Raw genomic sequence first — 19,839 nt, 5'->3', positions numbered from 1 at the left:
ACTATATATAAACGCCGGTGGCAACTTTGACGAGGTCCTGTATAAAATATTAATTTTAGTCATAATTCGGAGAATAAGTCTTAAATGCGTATTGGTATCGACGCCCGCTATGCCCTGCGAAAGACCAGGCGGGGGATTGGTAATTATATCTTTAATCTACTCTCTGAATTTAAACGCCTTCATCTGAAGGATTTCACCTATTGCTTGTATGCCGACAGGATGGCCGATACAGGCGTTATGGAATACTTTCATGATGGTCCTTTCGAAATGCGTATTCTCAGCGCCCCGAATCTGGCCTTGTGGGAGCAGTTTGCCCTGCCCATTGCCGCCAGGCGGGACAGGCTGGATGTGCTCCATTGTCCGGCTAACATAGCGCCGGTCGTGTTTAAACCATGCCCCATCGTTACTACCATACACGATGTAATAGAATTCCGGCGCAGGGAGTTTGGGGATATCAGGCTTACTTTACGGCACCGGATCAGCCGGTTTTACCGGATGGGGGTTTTACCCCGGGTGACAAAGGTTAGCGACCTTATAATCACCGTTTCGGAATTTTCCCGCCGGGATATCGCTGATGTTCTAGGTGTGCCTCTGGGAAAAATAAAGGTTACTTATGAAGCTCCGGTTGAAATACCTGCATCGGGACGGGATTATACAAAAGAGCGGCCCCCCGGCTTAAAAGGCGATTATATCTTTGCCCTGGGTGCGGTGGATAAAAGAAAGAATACGGCATTCCTCCTTAATGCATATAACGGCCTGCCGGAGGCGGTTAAGTCCCGGGTGTCCCTGGTGGTGGCTGGGGTGGAAAAGCCTAACCTCTTTGCCTCCCTGGCTGGGAAGGGGATTCATTTATACGGTTATATGCCCGATGAGATCGTGGCATCCCTTTACCGGAATGCATTGTTCTTTGTCTACCCTTCTTTGTACGAAGGGTTTGGCCTGCCGGTATTGGAAGCCATGCGTCACGGTGTGCCTGTCCTGTGCTCCGGCACCACGGCGGTGGGCGAGGTGGCCGGCGGAGCCGCTCTTGTCTTTGACCCCACGGATATTACCGATTTACACAATAAAATGTTAATGTTGATTGAAAACCCCGCCCTGCGCCAGGAGTTAGTGGAAAAGGGCAATGTACATGTAACCTCATTTTCCTGGCAGCGCTGCGCAAAGGAAACCCTGGCGTTATATGAGCAGGTTGGAAAAAGTAAAAGGAGAAACCGTGAGTAAAGCAATTCTTTTTCTCACTGCCGAACCACCCTGGCCGCTGGATCAGGGGGATAAGATACGAAATTACCATCTTTTGCGTTCCCTGGCTAAAAGGCACCGGGTCACCCTGGTTACCTTTGTTTCCGATCGGGAGGTCGGGCAGTGGCTGCCTTCACTGGAACCTTTGTGCCGCAGCATTCAGATGGTTAAGCTGAATAGAAAAACAATGATCCTGAATGTTCTGCAGCTGCCCCACCTACCGGTGACTGTGGCCGCCAGGGCTTCGCGCCGCATGTCCTTTCTCTTGCAAAACCTTACCCGGCAGGAGAAGTTTGACCTGGTAATGGCCTGCCAACTGAAAATGGCCGGTTATTTAAACTGCTGTTCAATTCCCCAAAAGGTGTTGGATCTAACCGATGTTTCAAGTGTTTATCGTGCCCGCCTGAACCAGGTGGTCAAAGGGTGGCCAAAAATTTTTTCCTTGCTGGAACTGGTCAGGCTTTCTTACTGGGAACCTGTATACGCCCGGGCGGCCGATCTGGTCCTGCTGGCTTCTCCTGCGGATGCCGGAGTATTGCAGCAACAGATAAAAATTCCCGTACGGGTAATCCCCAACGGTGTGGATACGGAATATTTCAGACCACTGGCTGATGTCTCTAAGCCCGCGCTACTATTTTTCGGCCACCTGCGCTATCCTCCCAATGCCGACGGCATTGTTTATTTTTGCCATAACATTTTGCCGGAAATAAAAAAGGCTGTACCGGATGTAAGGTTAGATATTGCCGGCAAAGAACCACCCCCGGAAGTAAAGGCCCTGGTTGCCGACGAGGCGGTCAACCTGCTGGGCTATGTGCCGGATTTAAGGCCACACCTGGCCCGGACAGCGGTGGTCATTTGTCCGGTGCGGGCCGGGGCGGGAACGCGCCTGAAAATTTTGGAATCCCTGGCCAGCGGCAGGCCGGTGGTTTCCACCAGCGTGGGCTGTGAGGGGTTGCTAGTGGAACCGGGCAGGCACCTGGAAGTGGCCGACGATCCCGGCGCATTTGCCCGGAAGGTCATCGATTTATTGACTAACCCTGCAAAGAGGGTTAGTCTAGCACATAATGGACGGTTGCTGGTGGAAAGCAGGTATTCCTGGGAGGCCATTGGTGAGCAGTTAAACACAGTAATGGAAGATGTATTTTAACACCGGGAGGAAGTTTGGAGCTTTGCGTCGAATTGCTTTTGTGGTCCAGCGCTATGGCGAAGAGGTGGTGGGCGGGGCGGAAACTTTAAGCCGCCAGGTGGCCGAAAGGCTGGCCGGCAGGTTTTCCATCGACGTGCTGACCACCTGCGCTCTGGATTACCACACCTGGCAAAATTATTATCCGGCGGGTAAAACCACCTGCAACGGCATTCCGGTTTTGCGCTTTCCGGTGGACTATCCCCGGCGCTGGTATTTTGCCCATTTAAACAGGCTGGTGCACCGCCATATTCCTATGCCCGCATGGCTGGAAGAGATCTGGATGAAAGCCCAGGGGCCTTATGCCAGCAAGCTTTTTGAGTATATCAATGCGCACCGAAATAAGTATGATATTTTTGTTTTTTTTACCTACCTTTACTGCACTACTTACTTCGGGCTTCCCCAAGTAAAGGACAGGGCCGTGCTGGTGCCCACCGCCCATGCCGAACCCCCGCTTTTCTTGAAACTGTTCCGTAGGATTTTTCAGTGGCCCAGAGCCTTTATCTTTTTAAGCGAGGAAGAAAGGGATCTGGTGGCAGGCACCTTTCCAGTCAAGAACAAAACCTTCATTGTCACCGGTTCAGGCATCGATGTTCCGGAACAGGTTAAGGGTGAAATCCCAGCCCCGGGCCGGCTTTCACCCTATCTTTTGTACCTGGGCCGGGTGGACCCTGGCAAAAACATCGATCAACTCTTTGATTATTTTATGCGCTTTCGGGCGGCCCATCCTGAAACGGCGGTAAACCTGCTTCTGGCCGGCCACTGCCGGGAAAGACTACCGGAGGACAAGGGTATTTTCTACCTGGGCTTCGTAGATGAAGAAACCAAATACGCCCTGATTAAAAATGCCCTGGCGGTTGTTCAACCCTCCCGTTATGAAAGCCTTTCCCTGGTAGTGCTGGAGGCCATGGCCCTGGGAACGCCGGTTCTGGTCAACGGTGAATGTGCGGTACTGGCCGGGCACTGCCGGCACAGCGGCGGGGGTCTTGAATATACCGACTATCCGTCCTTCGCGCAGGGACTTGGCAAAATAATCTCCAATAAAGATTACCGGCAGCAACTGGGACGGAATGGATCACGCTATGTAAAAGAGAATTACAGCTGGGATGCGGTGATTTCATCATTAAGCAACTTGTTAGAGAGCCTGGATACTGAAACCTGCTATAAGCACATCCATTGCTTGTAAGACATTGTCATAAAACTAAAATTACTCCCGGGCAAACTGCCGTTTCATCCCAGGGTATAGCGGCGAGGGGGTAGCTACCACCGGGTTAACTTTTATAACAATATAGACGGGGATAGGGAATACAGGCCAGAGTAAGGTTTCCGGCCTTACGTTCAACAATAATTGACTGACATTTTAAGGAGGAATTTTACGTGTCCAAAACTGCGCTCATTACCGGCATCACCGGTCAGGATGGCGCCTACCTGGCCCAACTCCTTTTATCCAAAGGCTACCGGGTATGCGGGGCTTTTCGCCGTTCCAGCGTTTTAAATCTGGAGCGGCTGGATTACCTGGGTATCCGGGAGCAGGTGGAACTGCTGCCCCTGGACCTGTTGGACCTGGGCAGTATCGTCAGGGTGCTGCAAAAGGTCCAGCCGGATGAAGTATATAACCTGGCCGCCCAGAGTTTTGTGGCCGTTTCTTTTGACCAGCCGGTTTCCACCGGGGACATTACCGGCCTTGGAGCGGCCCGGATGCTGGAAGGAATCAAGCTGGTTAATCCAAAAATCCGCTTTTACCAGGCTTCTTCCAGTGAGATGTTCGGCAAAGTACAGGCAGTACCGCAAAACGAAAAAACGCCCTTTTATCCCCGCAGCCCCTACGCGGCGGCCAAGCTTTACGCCCACTGGATGACAGTTAACTACCGGGAGGCTTACGGCATATACGCCTGTTCGGGAATTCTTTTCAACCACGAATCCCCCCTGCGGGGGCTGGAATTCGTGACTCGGAAGATAACCCATGGGGTAGCGAGAATAAAAAGCGGCCAGGAGCGGGAACTGCGTCTGGGCAATTTGGAAGCCAAACGGGACTGGGGATATGCGCCGGAATATGTGGAAGCCATGTGGCTCATGCTGCAGCAGAAAGAACCCGAAGACTACGTAATTGCCACAGGTGAAACCCACAGTGTGCGAGAATTTGTAGAGGCTGCCTTTGCTGCGGCAGGTCTGGACTGGCGTAAATACGTGAAAACAGATCCCGCTTTTTACCGCCCGGCAGAGGTGGATCTGCTGGTGGGTGACGCCTCCAGGGCAAAGGAAAAACTGGGCTGGCAGCCGAAGGTTACTTTTAAAGAATTGGTGCAAATTATGGTGGAGGCGGATATGGCAAGGCTTGGACTATAGAGGAGTTGATCTGATATGCGGGCACTGGTCACCGGTGCAGGGGGGTTTGTGGGACCCTATCTTGTTCAGTTGTTGCTTTCCAGAGGCTACGAAGTCTTTGGCACCTTTCGTGGGGAAAAGCCCGCTGAAACTGATTCCAGAATGGGGTTGGCCGGTAAGCGAAGCTTTTGGGGTATGCCACTAGAAGGAACAGAACACCGGCACTCACCCCGGGAGATATGTTCTGAATCGCACCCGATGTTTCACCCCCTGCTCCTGGATATTACCACTAAGAAATCTATCCGGGAAGCCATGGCGACCTGCCGCCCGAATGAGATTTACCACCTGGCCGCCCTGGCTGTAACAACTGGTCAGGCGCCGGAGGATTATTACCGGGTGAATTTCCAGGGGACCTTTAACCTGCTTCAGGCGGTAAAAGAAGCAGCTCCGAACGCCCGGGTACTCTATGTGGGTTCAGCTAATGCTTATGGGGTGGTAGGCCCCGATGAATTGCCGGTGAAAGAAAGTCGCCCCCTTTGCCCGAATAACCACTACGCGGCCAGCAAGGCGGCGGCGGAAGCTCTGGCTTGCGCATATGCCGCCGAAGGACTGCATGTGATTTGCGCCCGGCCCTTTAATCACACCGGCCCGGGCCAATCCACCGATTTTGTCTGTTCCCGGCTGGCCAGGGAAGTGGCAGCCATTGCCACGGGGCAAAAAGAACCACTGATAGAAGTGGGAAATCTGGACCCGGCCCGGGATTTCACCGATGTCCGTGATGTAGTGGAGGCCTACTGGCTGTTGCTGCAAAAGGGAAATAGCGGCCAGGCCTACAATGTTTGCAGCGAAAGGGCCTATTCCATAAGAGATATCATGAACATTTTAATGGAAGAGGCTGGAGTAAAGGCCAGAATTGAATCGGTGCCTGGATTAAAGCGCAAGGTGGATATACCAGTGCTTTTGGGGAGCAGGGAAAAAATTTCCCGGCAAACCGGCTGGGAACCAAAGATACCATTTCGAGAGACGTTAAAGGATGTGCTGGATTACTGGATAAGGAAGTTGGTTGGAAAAAACAGTCATATTGAAAAGTGACAATAAATGAGACCCTGCGGAGGACCGAAAGCATCCCATGAGTTTTCTTGGAAAAAAACTCCGGCGAAAGTTTGCCAATTATGCTTTTAGTTGGGTTTATCGACTGTCTCTATAAGGCAAAAAACCCGTAAACCAATATCCCGCTCGGAATCGTCATCAAACCGCCCGAGACTGCTTTCCACGGGGCAAGGGAATGACTCAATGAAAGGTAATGGTGGTCATGTCTGGAAGAAAAAGCACAACAAACCGATATAACTTACCCCCACTGACCGAAACCCAAATCCGCGATATGGCGGACCCGCGGAGTTTTGAGCGCGGCAGGAATTACTATCATGATGGAGCGATCATAGACCCCGTCCGCCAGGGGATGGAACTGCGCGGGGAATGCAGCGGTTCCCGGTACCAGCCATACAGGGTCAGGGTCAGGTTTAGCGACAGGGGCATTGTGGATGCTTCCTGCACATGCCCCCGGGGCGGGTTCTGCAAGCACATCGTGGCCCTGTTGCTGACCTATGTGCATGAACCGGAGTCATTCCGGGAACTGGCTCCGCTGGAGGAAATGCTTGCCCGGTTCGACAAGGAAGATCTCATATCTTTAATCGGTAAGATGATTGACCGGGAACCGTCTTTACTGTCCCTGTTGGAACTGTCGGCCTCTGCGGCCCGGGGAGCCGTCGATGCGGCATCGTGCCGCCGGCAGGCGTTGGCTGCGCTGCGGCATGAAGACCCGTCCCTTATCGAAGCGGATTTACGGGGCATGCTGAACATGGCCGAACATACGGCCGCAAAAGAAGACTGGCCTGGCGCGGGTACGGTCTGCCATGCCCTGTTGAGCGTGCTGTCCTCCGGATATGAGGACATTCAGTTCATGGACGAAGAGGGGGACATCGCGGCTGTTGCCGGGGATTGCGCCGAACTTCTGGGCGAGTGTCTGGCCCGGGGACGGCCTGATGCCCGCACGCGGCGGGAGTGGCTGCAGGCGCTGCTGGAAGCCGAACTGGCCGACATCAGGTTGGGCGGTGTTGACTTTGCGTCCGGCGCCTTTGACGCCATTCTGGAGTATGCCACCGAAGAGGAATGGGTCGTACTCGAGGAACGAATACGTGAAGCCATGGAAGAAAGCAATGAATGGAAGAAGGAAATGCTGGTCAGGATGCTTGTCTCCTGGCGGGAGAAACACGGCCGGCATGAAGAAGCGGGCGACATCATCCGCACGCTGGGCACCCCGGAGCAGCACATGCTGTGGCTGGTTGGGGAGGGAAAACCGGACGCGGCTGTGGACATTGCCCGGCAGCACTGCCTGGATAAACCCGGCGTGATCACCAGGCTGGCCGGTGAGCTGGTGGAAGCCGGCGCCCGGGAACAGGCCGTAAGCCTGGTGACCGAACTGGCGCAAGGGGCCGCTTCCCACTGGAGCTATGTGCAATGGCTGGCGGAATATTACCGGGCACAGGAAGATTGGGAGGCGGCCCTGCAGTGGCAGCGCAGGGTCTTTCTCCAGAACCCGGGGGTCGACTCGTTCGCCGTCCTGGAAAATATAAGTAAAAAGCTTGGTATTTGGGAACAGGTGCGCTCGGAATTGCTACATGCTCCGGAAATTGAGAAAAAGCCGCACGTTTTGCTTGAAATCGCCCTCCATGAGGGCGACGTGGCTAGGGCGCTGGAGTTGTTACCCCGGGTTAGGAGTTGGGGATGGCGTAATTACAAGGAAAGTGTGGCCGGGGTCGCCGAAAAAGAACGGCCGGAAGACGCCATAGCGCTGTACAAAGAGCTGGTGGAAGAGGCCATCGGCCGCCGCCAGCGCAAGGCTTACCGGGAAGCCGCAGCTTACCTGCACCGGATTAGAAAACTCTGCCGGCGCACCGGCGCGCAGGAGAACTGGGAAGATTACCTCGCCGCGTTGAGGAGAAAATATGCCCGTTTCCCGGCGCTCCAGGAAGAGTTGGACGGAGCGGGGTTGCCGTAAAGTGGCGGCGGGGAAATACGGTAAATGATCCCCTGTCGTCAGTGTCATCACCGTAGTATAATAGCATTTAAGGAAGTGATTTTGTTTGCCGGATCGCGTTAAAGCACGCCCGGGAGGAAGCCCCCGGGCTTGTCCCGGGGGAGGTTCACCCGACTACCTTTTCGGGTGACATGTTCTTTACAGGAGGAATGCCGGCAAGCTTCTTATGATTTTTGCTTTCTTCTTCACGGATAAACTTGAAGAATTTGTCCAAATCATCTTTGAATTGTTCGAGAATAATTCATTGCCCGCCTTCCGGAAAATGTTACAATTTTGCCGCGAAGAGCCAGTCAGGGCCTTTTCCCGCAAGCATCCAGGGGGTGAAATCGATGAAGGCGGCACTTGCAGAGATCGCCGCTGCCGGCGAAAAAAAACACACCTACGCAGACTATTGTAAACTCCCCGAGGGGGCACCCTACCAGCTCATTGGAGGCGAATTAGTGGTGACGCCTGCACCGGGAACTTACCACCAGATTGTTTTGTTTAACCTGGGATTGGAAATGGGAAATTTTGTACGGCAGGAAAACCTGGGAAGAGTGCTCTTCGCCCCAGTTGACGTCTACCTCGGCGAAACCGAAACCTACCAGCCGGATATCATTTTTTCGCCCGGGAGAGAATGAATATTATCGAACCGCGGCGGATAAACGGCGCTCCCGACCTGGTGGTGGAAATTCTCTCCCCGGCCACCGCCTATTACGACCTGCGGAAAAAATTCAAGGTTTACGAGCGGTGCGGCGTCAAGGAATACTGGATCGTGGACCCGGAAGAAAAATCGGTACAGGTTTTTCTGCTCAAGGAGGGCAGGTTCGTCCTCGACCAGGAAGCAGAGCGCACAGGCGAAATCCCCTCCCGTGTCCTTTCCGGGTTCGCCATTTGTTTGGAAAGCATCTTCGATGGAAATTCTGGAAGTCTAAAGCGATAATCTGATGCCCATGTCCAGAATCAAACTCCTGCAGCTAATCACCCTGTCCGAAATGGGCGGCGCCCAGAAGGTGCTTTATCATCTGGTGGCCGGCCTGGACCGGAATCGCTTTGATATTACCGTAGCCTGTGCCCCGGGCGGGGAACTGGTGCGCTGGCTTGCGCCCCTGGACGGTGTGCGGGTGGTTCAGGTGCCCCACCTCTGCCGGGAAATTTCCCCGGCCAGAGACCTGCGTGCCTTCTGGTTTTTATACCGCCTGATGCGCCGGGAAGGGTTCGCCATCGTCCACTGCCACAGCTCCAAAGCCGGCATCCTGGGCCGGCTGGCGGCCCGCCTGGCCGGAGTAAGGGGAATCCTTTTTACCGTGCACGGGTGGGGTCTGGGTGACCATCACTCGCGGATCAAGCAATCTTTTTTTGTTCTGGCGGAAAAGGTGGCCGGCCGGTGCAGCGACCGGGTGGTTTGCGTTTCCCGGGCCGATTATCAAAAAGCCCTGGATGAAAAGCTGGTGCCGCCGGACCGGCTGGCGGTCATTCATAACGGCCTGCCCCGGCCGGCCCAGCAGCCCCCGGCCCTGCGCGAAGAACTGGGCTTGAGCGAAAAGGCCCTGATGGTGGGTACTGTCTGCCGCCTGCGCCCGCCAAAGGACCCCCTCTTTTTTCTGGAGGTGGCCCGGGCTTTACTTTATTCCGGGAAATGGGCCGGAAATCTTTACTTTGTGCTCATCGGCGACGGCCCGTTGATGGCCCCCTGCCGGGAATATGTGCAGCGCCACGGCCTTTCCCGGGCGGTGTTTTTTCTGGGCAACCGGGAGGATGCCCCGGCCCTGGTGGCCGGGCTGGATGTGTTCGTTCTTTTTTCTTTATGGGAGGGCCTGCCTCTGACCGTTATCGAGGCCATGCAGGCCGGCAAACCGGTGGTGGCCCCGGCTGTGGGCGGGGTGGGGGAACTGGTCACGCCGGGGGAGACGGGCTATTTAATAAAACCCCGGGACCTGGCCGGGGCCGTGCAGGCCCTGGAAACATTGCTCAAAGACGGTCAGCTGCGCCGGGATATGGGCGCAAGGGGCCGGCGGGCGGTTCTGGAGCATTTTTCAGTGGAACGGATGGTGGCGGATTACCTTCGGGTTTATGATGATCTTTTAAGGGTGTAATTTAACCTGAGTTAAGTTGTCAAGGGGTTGACTTAACGAGAATACATGTTCCTGAATCAAAGTGGCGCCGTTCAGGGAAGTCTTGACGATGTACCGCCCTTGTTGGCGGCCAGGGTAGTGCGGCGGGGGATCGGACTGGTACGTGAACACCTGGCTCTTATCCGCGAAAACTTTCCCGACAAGGACGTTTATCAAGGAGCGTTTGAGACGATATGACGTCAAATTAGTTTGATACGGGCTTTTCCGATTATCACGGGCTAGGAGATAGCCCCAGGATCTGCTATAATATCGTTAAGGAGCGGAATAAAACATTGCGGACCACCTTTGACTTTCACCCCCAGAGCCGGGATATTATGTTCAAATGCCTGACAGGTGCTTTTAAAGACAGGATGGTGGAATTTTTCGGTATAAAGATCGGCAAAATTATCGGGGTAGAGCCGACGGTACAGGCGGCCATTGAGGTGGAGCGGCGCGACATGGACCATCTTTTCCTGATCGAAGATGGCACGCTGCTCCACCTGGAGTATCAGTCAACACCGGCCGACGTGGAGGATCTGGAACGCTTCATTCTTTACGACCTGCGGTTGAGCAAAGCCTGGCGGCAGGAAAAGAATTATATGCCCAAAATCCGTACGGTGGTAATTTACCCGCGTGGTGTAAAGCCCGGCTTGACTGGTATTAATCTGGGAACGCTCCAGTATGCAGTAGAAAACGCTGTAGCCGGCAATAAAAATGCTGAAGAGGTGCTGGCCGGAATAAATGAGAAAATCGCCGGGGACATGGGCCTGGACGACCTGGACAAAATAAACTTGATCTTCCTGCCTATGATGGATAGCCGGCAACATGCACCGGAAGAACTGGCCATTGAATCTGCTAAAATACTACGGGATAAAGTGGCTTCACCCGAAGACGGCTACCTGATTGGCTGCCTGATGGTTATGAATAGCAGGCTGCTGGACAGTAAAACCATGGACAGTTTATGGGAGGTGTTAATCGTGACCGACATTTTCTACCAATACATCGCTAAAGAGCTGGAGAAAGCAGAAATGAAGGGAATTGAAAAGGGAATTGAAAAAGGAATTGAAAAAGGAATTGAAAAGGGAATTGAAAAGGGAATTGAAAAGGGGATAGCAGTGGGTGAGGCCAGAGGTGAGATTAAAGGCAAAATCCAGGGAAAGCAGGACGCCATCCGCAAATACCTGGCCCGCCGCTTCGGAGAAGAGTCCACCGGTCTACAGCAAAAGATCGGCCAAATGACCAATCTCGATGTCCTGGACCATGTCCTGGAAGAGCTATTTGCTGCAAACACACTGGCAGAGGCCACGGCCATTGTTAACGGCAACCTTAAGGATATCATCTGATATTTTCGTGCTATCGCCGCTCCCCGGCGGTCCTTTCTGAATAATACAAGCAACCCGAGTGCATCAACAAGAACCGGCCCAGTAGTGATAAGCAGGCATTTCAGGCGTAAAACAATTTTCCAAAGTTCCCGATCGGCAATTCCTTCTTTCGTCGTTCCCCGGTGATCAAAAACTTCGTGACCCAGTTCTCTCAGGATTTGAACTGTTCGCGATGGGATATTTTCATCCACATAAATTTTCATGATTACGACATAACCTCGATGGGTGTGATCTGTTCTTCAGCGAGTAAAGCCGCATATTCGAGGCAGGCCAGAATATCCTCCCTTTGCAGGGTTGGATATTCCGCCAGCAATTCCTCAATGGTATCTCCATTCGCCATCATAGCGATAATTTGATGCACAGGAATACGCGTTCCTTTTATGCAGGCCTGACCGTGACAAACAGCCGGATCAATTGAAATACGCTCAATCATTTCCAACACCCCCTAACTAAACGTATACCTCGAAAAACTCTTCCCGGTTCCCCAGGAGGATATTGGCGATCATCCACAGTTATTTTTACATGCATTATAAGGCAAAAAACCTGTAAATCAATATCCCGTCGGCATCGTGCTCAAAGCGCACGAGTGCTATTTCATATAATAAGCTGTACCGGTGTCCGGCGGGCCGGGTACTGCGGTTTATCGCCCAGGCATATCAACACCGCTGCCGCCGGAAACCGGTTGCCGGTTTCCGGCATTTCATGTTATGATAATCTGAGATTTTCCAGGGAAGGTAGTAATCATGCCCAAAAGCAGATTCTGATCACCGGCGCCGCCGGTATCCCGGGGGTGGAATCGATAAAGACGGCACTTGCAGAATTCGCCGTCAATCGCCTCCTCATTCCTGTTTTTGACTAGAAAAAAAACAGCTGGTACGCAGACATGAGAGGGGAGCATGGACTGGATGGTTACGTCAGAAGAAATAGCCCGGGTGCGCCGGTTCCTCTGGGAGAGAGAAGAAAAGCGGCGGCAAATCAGAGAACAGGCACGCTACCGGGTTCTGGCCAGACTGAAGGAAGCGCTAAAGGTTGTAGCGCCTTTTTTCCCTGTGGAGAGGGTATACCTGTACGGTTCCATGTTGACCGGCCGCTGGCGGCCGGATTCGGACCTGGACCTGGCGGTGGAGGGCAACCTTTCCGGGACTGACCTGTTCAATCTGTGGGCGGAATTGGACCGCCGCTTTGAGCAGGATATCGATCTCCGGGAAATAACCAGGCTGCCATTCAAAGACAAAATAAAACGCGAGGGGATAGTGCTTTATGAAAGAAAGAATCCTCCTTCTTCTTAGTGAAATGGAAGATATCAACCGCCGGCAGGCCCGTATATATGATAAGCTTGACCGGAGTTGGAAACATTATCATGCAAACGCTGATTACAGCTATCTGGTGGAAACAGCTTTTTATCTCAATCAGCTTTATTCCGGGTATGAAAAGATTTTTTATCAAGTGGCCGAAGTTTTTGAAAACACGGTTGATACCCTGCACTGGCACAAAAGCTTATTGGACAGAATGCGTTTGTCCATCGAAGGTCTTAGACCGGCTTTGCTCAGCGAAGAAGCTTATCACTGTCTCAATGAATTAAGGGCTTTCCGTCACTTTTTCCGCCACGCCTACGATACCGACCTCGAAGCGGAAAAAGTTGCTCTGGTATTGAAGAAAGCCTGGCAATTAAAAGATTTATGGGCTGGTAATTACCATTCCTTCACGGCATTTTTGCGGGAACTGGCTGCTAAATAGATCCTTCGCACCACGGGTTCATGTTATGCAAATTAAGATATGATTGCCCGGGGTATTTGCAGGCTGGGCCTTTATCGTTGATAAATCACTGCTCAAAAATGTTTTCAATGTATTGGACGGGAGTACTGGTTATAACCATGAACACACAACGGCGTTTACCAAGACTGGTCTTGCCCTGGTTTCTGGCCGCCGGGGACATTCTGGTTGTCCTGGGCGGCTTTTACCTGGCCTTTCTTTTGCGCTTCGACGGGACAATACCCCGTGAGAACTGGCAGGCCTTTATCCGGGTGCTGCCCTGGATTGGAGCGGTTACGCTGCTTCTCTTCGGCGGCCTGGGCCTGTACCAGAAACTGCACAACGGCCTGACGCCGGTCCTGCGGGCGGCGGTAACCGGCATTGCCGGCATAACCGTCACCACCATGGCCCTCACCTTCTGGTTCAGGGGTTTCGCCTTTCCCCGCAGCGTGCTGGCCCTGGCGGTGCCCCTGCAGGTGACCCTCGTCTGCCTGTGGCGTTATTTTTTCTGGCACCTGGAGCGCCTGCTTTACGGCCAGCGGGAACTGCTGGTGGTGGGACCGCCGGCGGAGGCCGCGGAGATCCTGGGCAAGGTGCTGGACCTGCCCCGGGGCTGGTTCAAGGTGCGGCGGGTTTTACCCCCGGAGGAACTGGGGGATCTGGGCAAACACCTGCCCGCTGTGGATGCGGTGCTGGTGGTGCCTTCCCTTTCCCGGGAGGATAAGGCCGGCATTTTGAGCGCCTGCCTGAAGGCCAGGCGCGAAGCTTTTCTGGTGCCGGATCTTTACGACATTTTATTGATCCGGGCCGGGCTGACCCAGCTGGACGATCTGCCGGTGGTGGAGGTGCAGGACATCCGCCTCACCTGGCCCCAGCGGGCCGTAAAACGGGTGGTGGACGTGCTGGCGGCGGGGGTGGGGCTGGTGCTGGCCGCCCCGGTAATGCTGCTCTGCGCCCTGGCCGTTGTTCTCTCTTCCCCGGGACCGGTCCTTTACCGCCAGGTGCGCACGGGTTTCCGGGGCAAAACCTTCCGGGTTTACAAATTTCGCACCATGGTGCGGGATGCGGAGAAACTGACCGGGCCGGTGCTGGCCGGGGAGAAGGACCCCCGCATCACTCCGGTGGGCCGTATCCTGCGGGCCACCCGGCTGGACGAACTGCCCCAGCTGTTCAATGTTCTAAAGGGGGACATGAGCCTGGTGGGACCCCGGCCGGAGAGGCCTTTCTTCGTTGAACAGTTTGTTAAGGAAATACCCGATTACCACTACCGCCACCTGGTGAAACCCGGGCTCACCGGCCTGGCCCAGGTTTACGGCAAGTACACCACCTCGGCGGCGGACAAGCTGCGCTACGATCTTTATTACATACGCAATTATTCCTTCCTGCTGGATTTGAAGATATTGCTGCAGACCATCCCCGTGGCCCTGGGCGGGGAGGCGGCCCGGGGCTGCAGCGAACCGGACCCGGAAAAGAGCGCCGCCATCCACGCCCTGGTCAACGGCTGCCGGGAAGCGGCGGCGGGGGAGGAGGGAAAATGAGCCCCTGTCGCCGCGGTTACCACTGTAGTATAATGGCAATCCAAAAAAGGGAAAGCTGGTGAATTACATATGAAGGTCAATAAGGCAAAGCAACTGGTCGCTAAGGGCAGCTCACTTTTGAGTAAGAGCGACTTCCGGGCAGCGGAAAAGGTGTTCGCCGAAGCCCTGGAACTGGATAACGCCATCCCCATCCGCAACAACCTGGCGACGGCCGTCTTCATGGGCGGAGAACCAGGGCGCGCCCTCAAGATCCTGGAGCCATGTCTGAAAATGGAAAACATCGAAGCAAACCCCTATACTTATGCCCTGGCCGCCAGGATTTACTGCGCCTTACACCGGGATGAGGAGGCCCGCCGGTGGTTGCAACGGGCCGTAGATAGCTTTGAAGAAGGCATTGGATTGGCACAGGTTCCGCGTCCTTTCCGGGAGTATACGGTGGCAATCATGCGGGCCGCCGCCGACCTTGGGGATCACCGCTACGTATTAGACCTTTATCACCGCTGGGAATCTCTGCACATCCGGTGGGAAAACAGGTTTATGGCTGCCGTGGCCTGTTTTAATATGGGCAATTACGGGCGGGCCGCAGACCTTTGGGCCTCCATAGGCCATGTATATAAGGTATTCCCCCATATGCAGCAGGTGGCTTTACTGGCGGAAATGGGTGTCATCCCGCCCTTTCAAATGGGCTACCAGTTTCATTCCGTGGAAGATATGCAAGAAATAATACTCAGAGCCGGAAACAGCAAAGAGGGACAACAGCGGTGCATGCAGGACGGTTCTGTGCGCATGTTTCTTCTTTCCTGGGTCCTGGCTGATCACTCCGGAAAGGCGGGACAGGCCCTATACACGATGATCTATTTCGGCGGCAAGTGGGGGGAAGAACTGGGTCGTCAGTTTCTGGAATACCCGGACTTGCCTCCATCCCTCAAGTTTGCAGCGGCGGATGCCCTGGTGGCCAGGGGTATCTTTAAGGAGAACGAGCCCATACCCATGTTCATTGATGGGAAACGGCGCCTGGTGGTATTGAAAAAGCTGCCGGTCATAACGGAGCCGGATCAGGAACTGGACGAAATGGTGGACCAGGCTATTCGTTTAAGGGATAATGGGCAGTTGGAGGAAGCCGAAGCCCTGCTACAAAAAATATACCAGGAGGGCAGGATCTATCCCCCGGCCATGATGACCCTGGCCAACATCCTGCGTCAAAGGGACAAGCTACAAGAATCGCTGGTCATAATGGAAATGCTCGCGGATATGGTTCCGGACGACCCGGCCCTGTTGTTCAATCTATCGGCCCTGATGCTGCAAATGGGAAAGGTAGAGCAGGCGCGGGAATATTTTAATAAGGTTGACAAAAACGCCCTGGGTGAGCAAAATGAAGATAAGTTAAAATTCCTGGAAAAGGAAATTAAAAAGGCTGAGCTTGTCCATTCACTTTTCTCACCGGAAGATTTTATTGCCGATTTAGAAGAGAGACAGCGCACAGAAGTGGAGAAAAAACCCCTGCCCGTGGACGCCCCCCTCTCGCGGGGATTGAAAAATATGCCTGCCCACTGGCTTGAATGTGCCTGCCTGAGCCACCACCTGGAGCCAGCCCGGGTTCGCCAGCAAAGGGAGGCACAATTACGGGAATTTCTCACCAGCCGCAGCAACCTGGAACAGGTGGTGGAAGCATTGGGCGAAGAAGAGCGGGAACTGCTGCGCTACCTGCTGCAGCGGGGCGGCTGGAGCCGTATGAACGCCGTCACCCGTAAGTTCGGTTCCCTGCAGGGAGACGGTTACTTCTGGCAGGAGCGCGAACCGGTGTCCACTCTAGGCACCCTGTGGTCCAGGGCACTGGTATTTGTAGGACGGGCCAGGGTGGGAGGCAATCAATGTAAAATTGTCGTAGTGCCTCTGGAACTGCGTCAGATTCTGATGGACATTCTGGAAGCTTAAGACTCTTCCCGGTTCCCCTGAAGGATACTGGCGATCATCCACAGTTATTTTTACATGCATTATAAGGAAAACAGCTTAAGCGGGAGTTGTAAGGTATCCTTTGGTATGTTATACTAAATGTAATACAGAATGGGGGTGATATACATGACCACCGGAAATTCTAAAATCACAGCCGTAAGGTTGCCGGTGGGAATCGTCCAGAAAATTGACGCCCTGGTGGGTAGAGGTAATCGCTCCCGGTTTATCGCCACGGCCATCGAAAAAGAGCTCAAACGCAGGGCGCGTCTTGCCCATATCGCGAGTGCGGAAGGTTTTATCGCCGACGATTTGGATACCCTGGCCTTTATTAACTGTCTGAGAGCCATGGACGAAAGGGTATAATAGTGATTTCGGAAAATGATAGAGCCGGATTTTTATTGGACACGGACTTTTTGATTGATTTAAACCGGGGCAGGCGGAATAATCTAAGGGCCAGGGCAGAAGACCTGCTCCTCGAGATTAACCAGGAAGATCTTTTTATTTCCAGCGTTGTGGTCACAGAATTTATGACGGGGGTACCGCAGCCGGTCCAGGAGCAGGTGGAGAAAATACTGCGGGAACTTTACTTTTACCTTACTCCCACTTTCGAAGAGACGGCTTTGGCCGGCCGGTTGAGGAAGGAGTGGCTTTCCAGAGGTTATACCCTGGCCATCGCGGACGTGACCAACGCTGCGCTGGCCATTTCCAGGAACCTGGTTCTGGTTACCAGGAACCTTTCCCACTACCCCTTTGAACAATTAATAATTAAAGGCTGGTGAAATAATCCAGTATCGCGTTTACACCGTCAGGCCCTCCGGCCGGCGGAAAATCTCCGCCCCCGGGGCAGCGAATTCGGGAAGCAGGGGAGAGGCGAGGGAATCCTCCGGACCGTACACCCCGGCCAACAGCCAACCCTTTTCGCTGGCGCTGAACACTTCCACCGTTTCGCCGGCGGGGTCCACCACCCAGTATTCCCTCACTCCGTAACGCCGGTACAACCTGCTCTTTTGCAAGCGGTCGCGGCGCCCCGAGGCCGGCGAGAGCACTTCCACCACCAGGTCCGGTGCTCCTTGCAGGCAGTTTTCCGTAAGCAGTGAGAACCGCTCCCGGGAAAGGTAAAGCACATCCGGCTGCAAAACCACGTTATCGGCAAGTACCACATCAAAAGGCGCAAATAAAATCAGCCCCAGATTATTTTTCTCCACGTAGTCGCGCAAAAGCGTTGCGATGTTGGCCGCAATGTACTGGTGCGAAAAACCCGGCGAAGGCGTCAAGAACAGTTCCCCCTCCATCAGCTCATAGCGCTGCCCGTCGTCAATTTTCAAATAATCAGCATAAGTTAAACCCGTTTGAGGGGAAGGCTCGCGGGTAACTGCCGTTTCCCGCACCGTAAATCACCTCTTTAGAAAAACAGGATTTAATAACCAGCCCTCTCATTAAATAGTATCCTGGGGACATAATTTTGTCAACCACAGGTCGGAGATATCGGAGATATACTCGATCAGCAGTTTCTTTTTTCGCCAAAAGTTCCTTATCCACCATAGCGCTAATCCCCCAGCGATTTTAAGATTGCCGCGTTGTGCAACCGGTAAACCCTTTGCATGTCGAAATAATAGTGCCTGGTCTTTAACGGAGGCAATCCTCAGCTAAAAACAGGCTCATCAACACCTTGAAACGTTTACACAATCCGCCGGTTTACGTTTTACCGGTCACCGGTAAAAGCGTCTTTTTTCTTGCAGGCAGGCGGCTGTCCGTGCTATTATCGTATAAGAACTTTGCTGGGAGAGTGAGGATTTTGCAAATTTTAGTCACCGGCGGCGCCGGATTTATCGGTTCCCATATTGTGGACGCCCTGCTGGAGGAAGGTCACCATGTGGTGGTGGTGGACGATTTGAGCAGCGGGCGGGAGGAAAATTTAAATCCGGCAGCCCGGTTTTACCATATGGACATATGTTCATCAGAACTGGAAGGGGTCTTCCGGGATGAAAAGGTAGAGCTGGTGGTCCACCACGCGGCCCAGATTGATGTGCGGCATTCGGTGGCCTCCCCGGGGGAAGACGCCCGGATAAACATCCAGGGACTGCTGAACCTTTTACAGAACGGCCTGCGGCACGGGCTCAAGGGCTTTATTTTTGCCTCCTCCGGCGGGGTGGTTTACGGGGAGCCGGAAAGGATGCCGGTAACGGAGGATTTCCCCAAAGGGCCCCTTTCCCCCTACGGGGTGAGCAAGCTCAGCTCCGAATTTTACCTTTATTATTACGCCCGGGTGCACGGCCTGCCCTATATCGCCCTGCGCTACGGCAATGTTTACGGTCCACGCCAGGATCCCCACGGGGAAGCGGGCGTGGTGGCCATCTTTGGACAAAAAATGCTGCGGGGAGAAACACCCACCATTTACGGCGACGGTGAGCAGTTGCGGGATTATGTGTATGTGGGGGATGTGGTACGGGCCAACCTGCTGGCCCTGCGGAAAATAATGAACGGCATTAATCTGCAGCCGGTGGATGGCATCGACGCCCTGGCCTATAACATCGGCACCGGCCTGGGCACCTCCGTTAACGAACTCTTCCGGCTGCTGGCGGACATCACCGGCTACACCGGCCGGGTGGTCTACGGCCCGGAGCGGACCGGGGAGCTGAAAAGGATCTACCTGGACGCCGCCAGGGCGGCCCGGGAGCTGGACTGGAAGCCGCAGGTGGATCTGCGGGAAGGTCTGAAGCGTACCGTGGCACACCTGGCGCAGAAGCTTTGAAATACCCCCTGCCCGGAGAATGTGCGTCCTGGCCGGGATACGCCGGGCAACCAGGGATCGGGTGCTGGTCATGGACTGGGTGAAGACTCCCGCCAACCGGTTCTGACGCTGGGGAGTGTCCCTGAATGAATTTACCCGATTACGTCAAGTAAGCTCAAATTATGTCGAAACAAGATAGTAAGGAAGAAAAGTAGATAAAGCTATTCTTTTCATTCCGAATCCCGGAGGGCAAACCCGGCGAAAGCCGGGGGCGCAAAGTCACAGGTCTAAGGTTTCCCGAAGGGCTGCTACGGGAACTATGACGGCTGGGTTGCAAGGGAGAAAGGTAGCCGCAGGAAGGCGTATACTTGTCTCCCTGCGGCTTTCTTAATTTGGAATAATTGTAAAAGATGGGGGTTTGAGCAAACATGAAAAAGTTCCTTGATAGAACTTCTGTTCGGGGGGGGGGGGGGTAACCTGTTAACTTTGGCCCCTCTTTTTAAGCCGGTAAAACACCCCTTTTGGGGTTCCTCCTCCCTCCTTCTC

Annotated in this window: 19 protein-coding genes, 1 pseudogene and 1 riboswitch; of the genes and pseudogenes, 17 read left to right on the top strand and 3 right to left on the bottom strand. The window is 54.0% G+C overall.

Annotated features, from left to right (window positions below):
- The first annotated feature begins 84 nt into the window (after positions 1–84).
- The 10 genes from GFC01_RS03815 to GFC01_RS19240 all read left to right on the top strand — a co-directional run bounded on the left by GFC01_RS03815 (position 85) and on the right by GFC01_RS19240 (position 11,280).
- Positions 85–1,221 (top strand): glycosyltransferase family 4 protein, encoded by a 1,137-nt coding sequence (locus GFC01_RS03815; protein ID WP_152945318.1) that lies wholly within the window; start codon positions 85–87, stop codon positions 1,219–1,221.
- Positions 1,214–2,386, top strand: coding sequence for a glycosyltransferase (locus tag GFC01_RS03810; RefSeq protein WP_194174801.1), 1,173 nt, complete (start codon positions 1,214–1,216; stop codon positions 2,384–2,386). The genes GFC01_RS03815 and GFC01_RS03810 overlap by 8 nt, the downstream gene beginning before the upstream one ends.
- Before the next feature lie 22 nt (positions 2,387–2,408).
- Positions 2,409–3,608, top strand: coding sequence for a glycosyltransferase family 4 protein (locus tag GFC01_RS03805; RefSeq protein ID WP_194174800.1), 1,200 nt, complete (start codon positions 2,409–2,411; stop codon positions 3,606–3,608).
- Between the two features lie 191 nt (positions 3,609–3,799).
- Positions 3,800–4,768, top strand: coding sequence for a GDP-mannose 4,6-dehydratase (gmd, locus tag GFC01_RS03800; protein ID WP_341473740.1), 969 nt, complete (start codon positions 3,800–3,802; stop codon positions 4,766–4,768).
- A 15-nt stretch (positions 4,769–4,783) separates the two neighbouring features.
- The gene (locus GFC01_RS03795; protein ID WP_152945315.1) at positions 4,784–5,839 is read left to right on the top strand and encodes a GDP-mannose 4,6-dehydratase; all 1,056 of its coding nucleotides are present in this window, start codon (positions 4,784–4,786) and stop codon (positions 5,837–5,839) included.
- 289 nt (positions 5,840–6,128) lie between these two features.
- Positions 6,129–7,805, top strand: coding sequence for an SWIM zinc finger family protein (locus GFC01_RS03790; protein ID WP_194174799.1), 1,677 nt, complete (start codon positions 6,129–6,131; stop codon positions 7,803–7,805).
- A gap of 368 nt (positions 7,806–8,173) precedes the next feature.
- Positions 8,174–8,464, top strand: coding sequence for a Uma2 family endonuclease (locus GFC01_RS19685; RefSeq protein WP_279233426.1), 291 nt, complete (start codon positions 8,174–8,176; stop codon positions 8,462–8,464).
- Positions 8,461–8,766 carry a Uma2 family endonuclease gene (locus tag GFC01_RS19680; protein ID WP_279233425.1) on the top strand — a complete coding sequence of 102 codons (306 nt, stop codon included), beginning with the start codon at positions 8,461–8,463 and terminating at the stop codon, positions 8,764–8,766. The genes GFC01_RS19685 and GFC01_RS19680 overlap by 4 nt, the downstream gene beginning before the upstream one ends.
- A 4-nt stretch (positions 8,767–8,770) precedes the next feature.
- Positions 8,771–9,919 (top strand): glycosyltransferase family 4 protein, encoded by a 1,149-nt coding sequence (locus GFC01_RS03780; protein ID WP_152945313.1) that lies wholly within the window; start codon positions 8,771–8,773, stop codon positions 9,917–9,919.
- 311 nt (positions 9,920–10,230) lie between these two features.
- The gene (locus GFC01_RS19240) at positions 10,231–11,280 is read left to right on the top strand and encodes an RpnC/YadD family protein (protein WP_152945312.1); all 1,050 of its coding nucleotides are present in this window, start codon (positions 10,231–10,233) and stop codon (positions 11,278–11,280) included.
- Between the two features lie 95 nt (positions 11,281–11,375).
- On the opposite strand, the pseudogene GFC01_RS20150 reads toward GFC01_RS19240, so the two are convergent.
- Both GFC01_RS20150 and GFC01_RS03770 read right to left on the bottom strand, forming a co-directional pair.
- A pseudogene (locus GFC01_RS20150) lies at positions 11,376–11,522 on the bottom strand (DUF5615 family PIN-like protein); the annotation flags it as partial.
- Between the two features lie 2 nt (positions 11,523–11,524).
- A complete protein-coding gene (locus GFC01_RS03770; RefSeq protein ID WP_152945311.1) occupies positions 11,525–11,752 on the bottom strand; it encodes a DUF433 domain-containing protein in 228 nt (75 codons plus the stop codon).
- 472 nt (positions 11,753–12,224) lie between these two features.
- Here GFC01_RS03770 and GFC01_RS03765 point away from each other — a divergent pair, with 472 nt between their 5' ends.
- From GFC01_RS03765 to GFC01_RS03740, 6 genes are all read left to right on the top strand, one after another.
- Positions 12,225–12,608 (top strand): nucleotidyltransferase family protein, encoded by a 384-nt coding sequence (locus GFC01_RS03765; protein WP_152945310.1) that lies wholly within the window; start codon positions 12,225–12,227, stop codon positions 12,606–12,608.
- Positions 12,580–13,056, top strand: a complete 477-nt coding sequence (locus GFC01_RS03760; RefSeq protein ID WP_152945309.1) for a ribonuclease toxin HepT-like protein — start codon at positions 12,580–12,582, stop codon at positions 13,054–13,056. Before GFC01_RS03765 ends, GFC01_RS03760 begins: the two co-directional genes overlap by 29 nt.
- A 137-nt stretch (positions 13,057–13,193) precedes the next feature.
- Positions 13,194–14,609 carry a sugar transferase gene (locus tag GFC01_RS03755; RefSeq protein WP_194174796.1) on the top strand — a complete coding sequence of 472 codons (1,416 nt, stop codon included), beginning with the start codon at positions 13,194–13,196 and terminating at the stop codon, positions 14,607–14,609.
- A gap of 69 nt (positions 14,610–14,678) precedes the next feature.
- Complete coding sequence (locus tag GFC01_RS03750) at positions 14,679–16,544, top strand: tetratricopeptide repeat protein (protein WP_152945307.1); 1,866 nt, start codon at positions 14,679–14,681, stop codon at positions 16,542–16,544.
- Between the two features lie 144 nt (positions 16,545–16,688).
- Positions 16,689–16,925 carry a YlcI/YnfO family protein gene (locus tag GFC01_RS03745; protein WP_152945306.1) on the top strand — a complete coding sequence of 79 codons (237 nt, stop codon included), beginning with the start codon at positions 16,689–16,691 and terminating at the stop codon, positions 16,923–16,925.
- A 35-nt stretch (positions 16,926–16,960) separates the two neighbouring features.
- Positions 16,961–17,341, top strand: a complete 381-nt coding sequence (locus tag GFC01_RS03740) for a type II toxin-antitoxin system VapC family toxin (protein WP_207707576.1) — start codon at positions 16,961–16,963, stop codon at positions 17,339–17,341.
- 18 nt (positions 17,342–17,359) lie between these two features.
- On the opposite strand, the gene GFC01_RS03735 is transcribed toward GFC01_RS03740, so the two are convergent.
- Positions 17,360–17,950 carry a Uma2 family endonuclease gene (locus GFC01_RS03735; RefSeq protein ID WP_341473739.1) on the bottom strand — a complete coding sequence of 197 codons (591 nt, stop codon included), beginning with the start codon at positions 17,948–17,950 and terminating at the stop codon, positions 17,360–17,362.
- 398 nt (positions 17,951–18,348) lie between these two features.
- Between GFC01_RS03735 and GFC01_RS03730 the strand changes: the two genes are divergently transcribed.
- A complete protein-coding gene (locus tag GFC01_RS03730) occupies positions 18,349–19,314 on the top strand; it encodes an NAD-dependent epimerase/dehydratase family protein (protein WP_423244365.1) in 966 nt (321 codons plus the stop codon).
- A gap of 217 nt (positions 19,315–19,531) precedes the next feature.
- A riboswitch (cyclic di-GMP riboswitch) is annotated at positions 19,532–19,632 on the top strand.
- Positions 19,633–19,839: the final 207 nt, after the last annotated feature.

It is taken from the genome of Desulfofundulus thermobenzoicus (assembly GCF_009428905.1).
In the GTDB taxonomy this organism is placed as follows: domain Bacteria; phylum Bacillota; class Desulfotomaculia; order Desulfotomaculales; family Desulfovirgulaceae; genus Desulfofundulus_A; species Desulfofundulus_A thermobenzoicus.
Note: the sequence above shows the minus strand (reverse complement) of the source record. Positions and strands in the feature narration are given on the sequence as shown.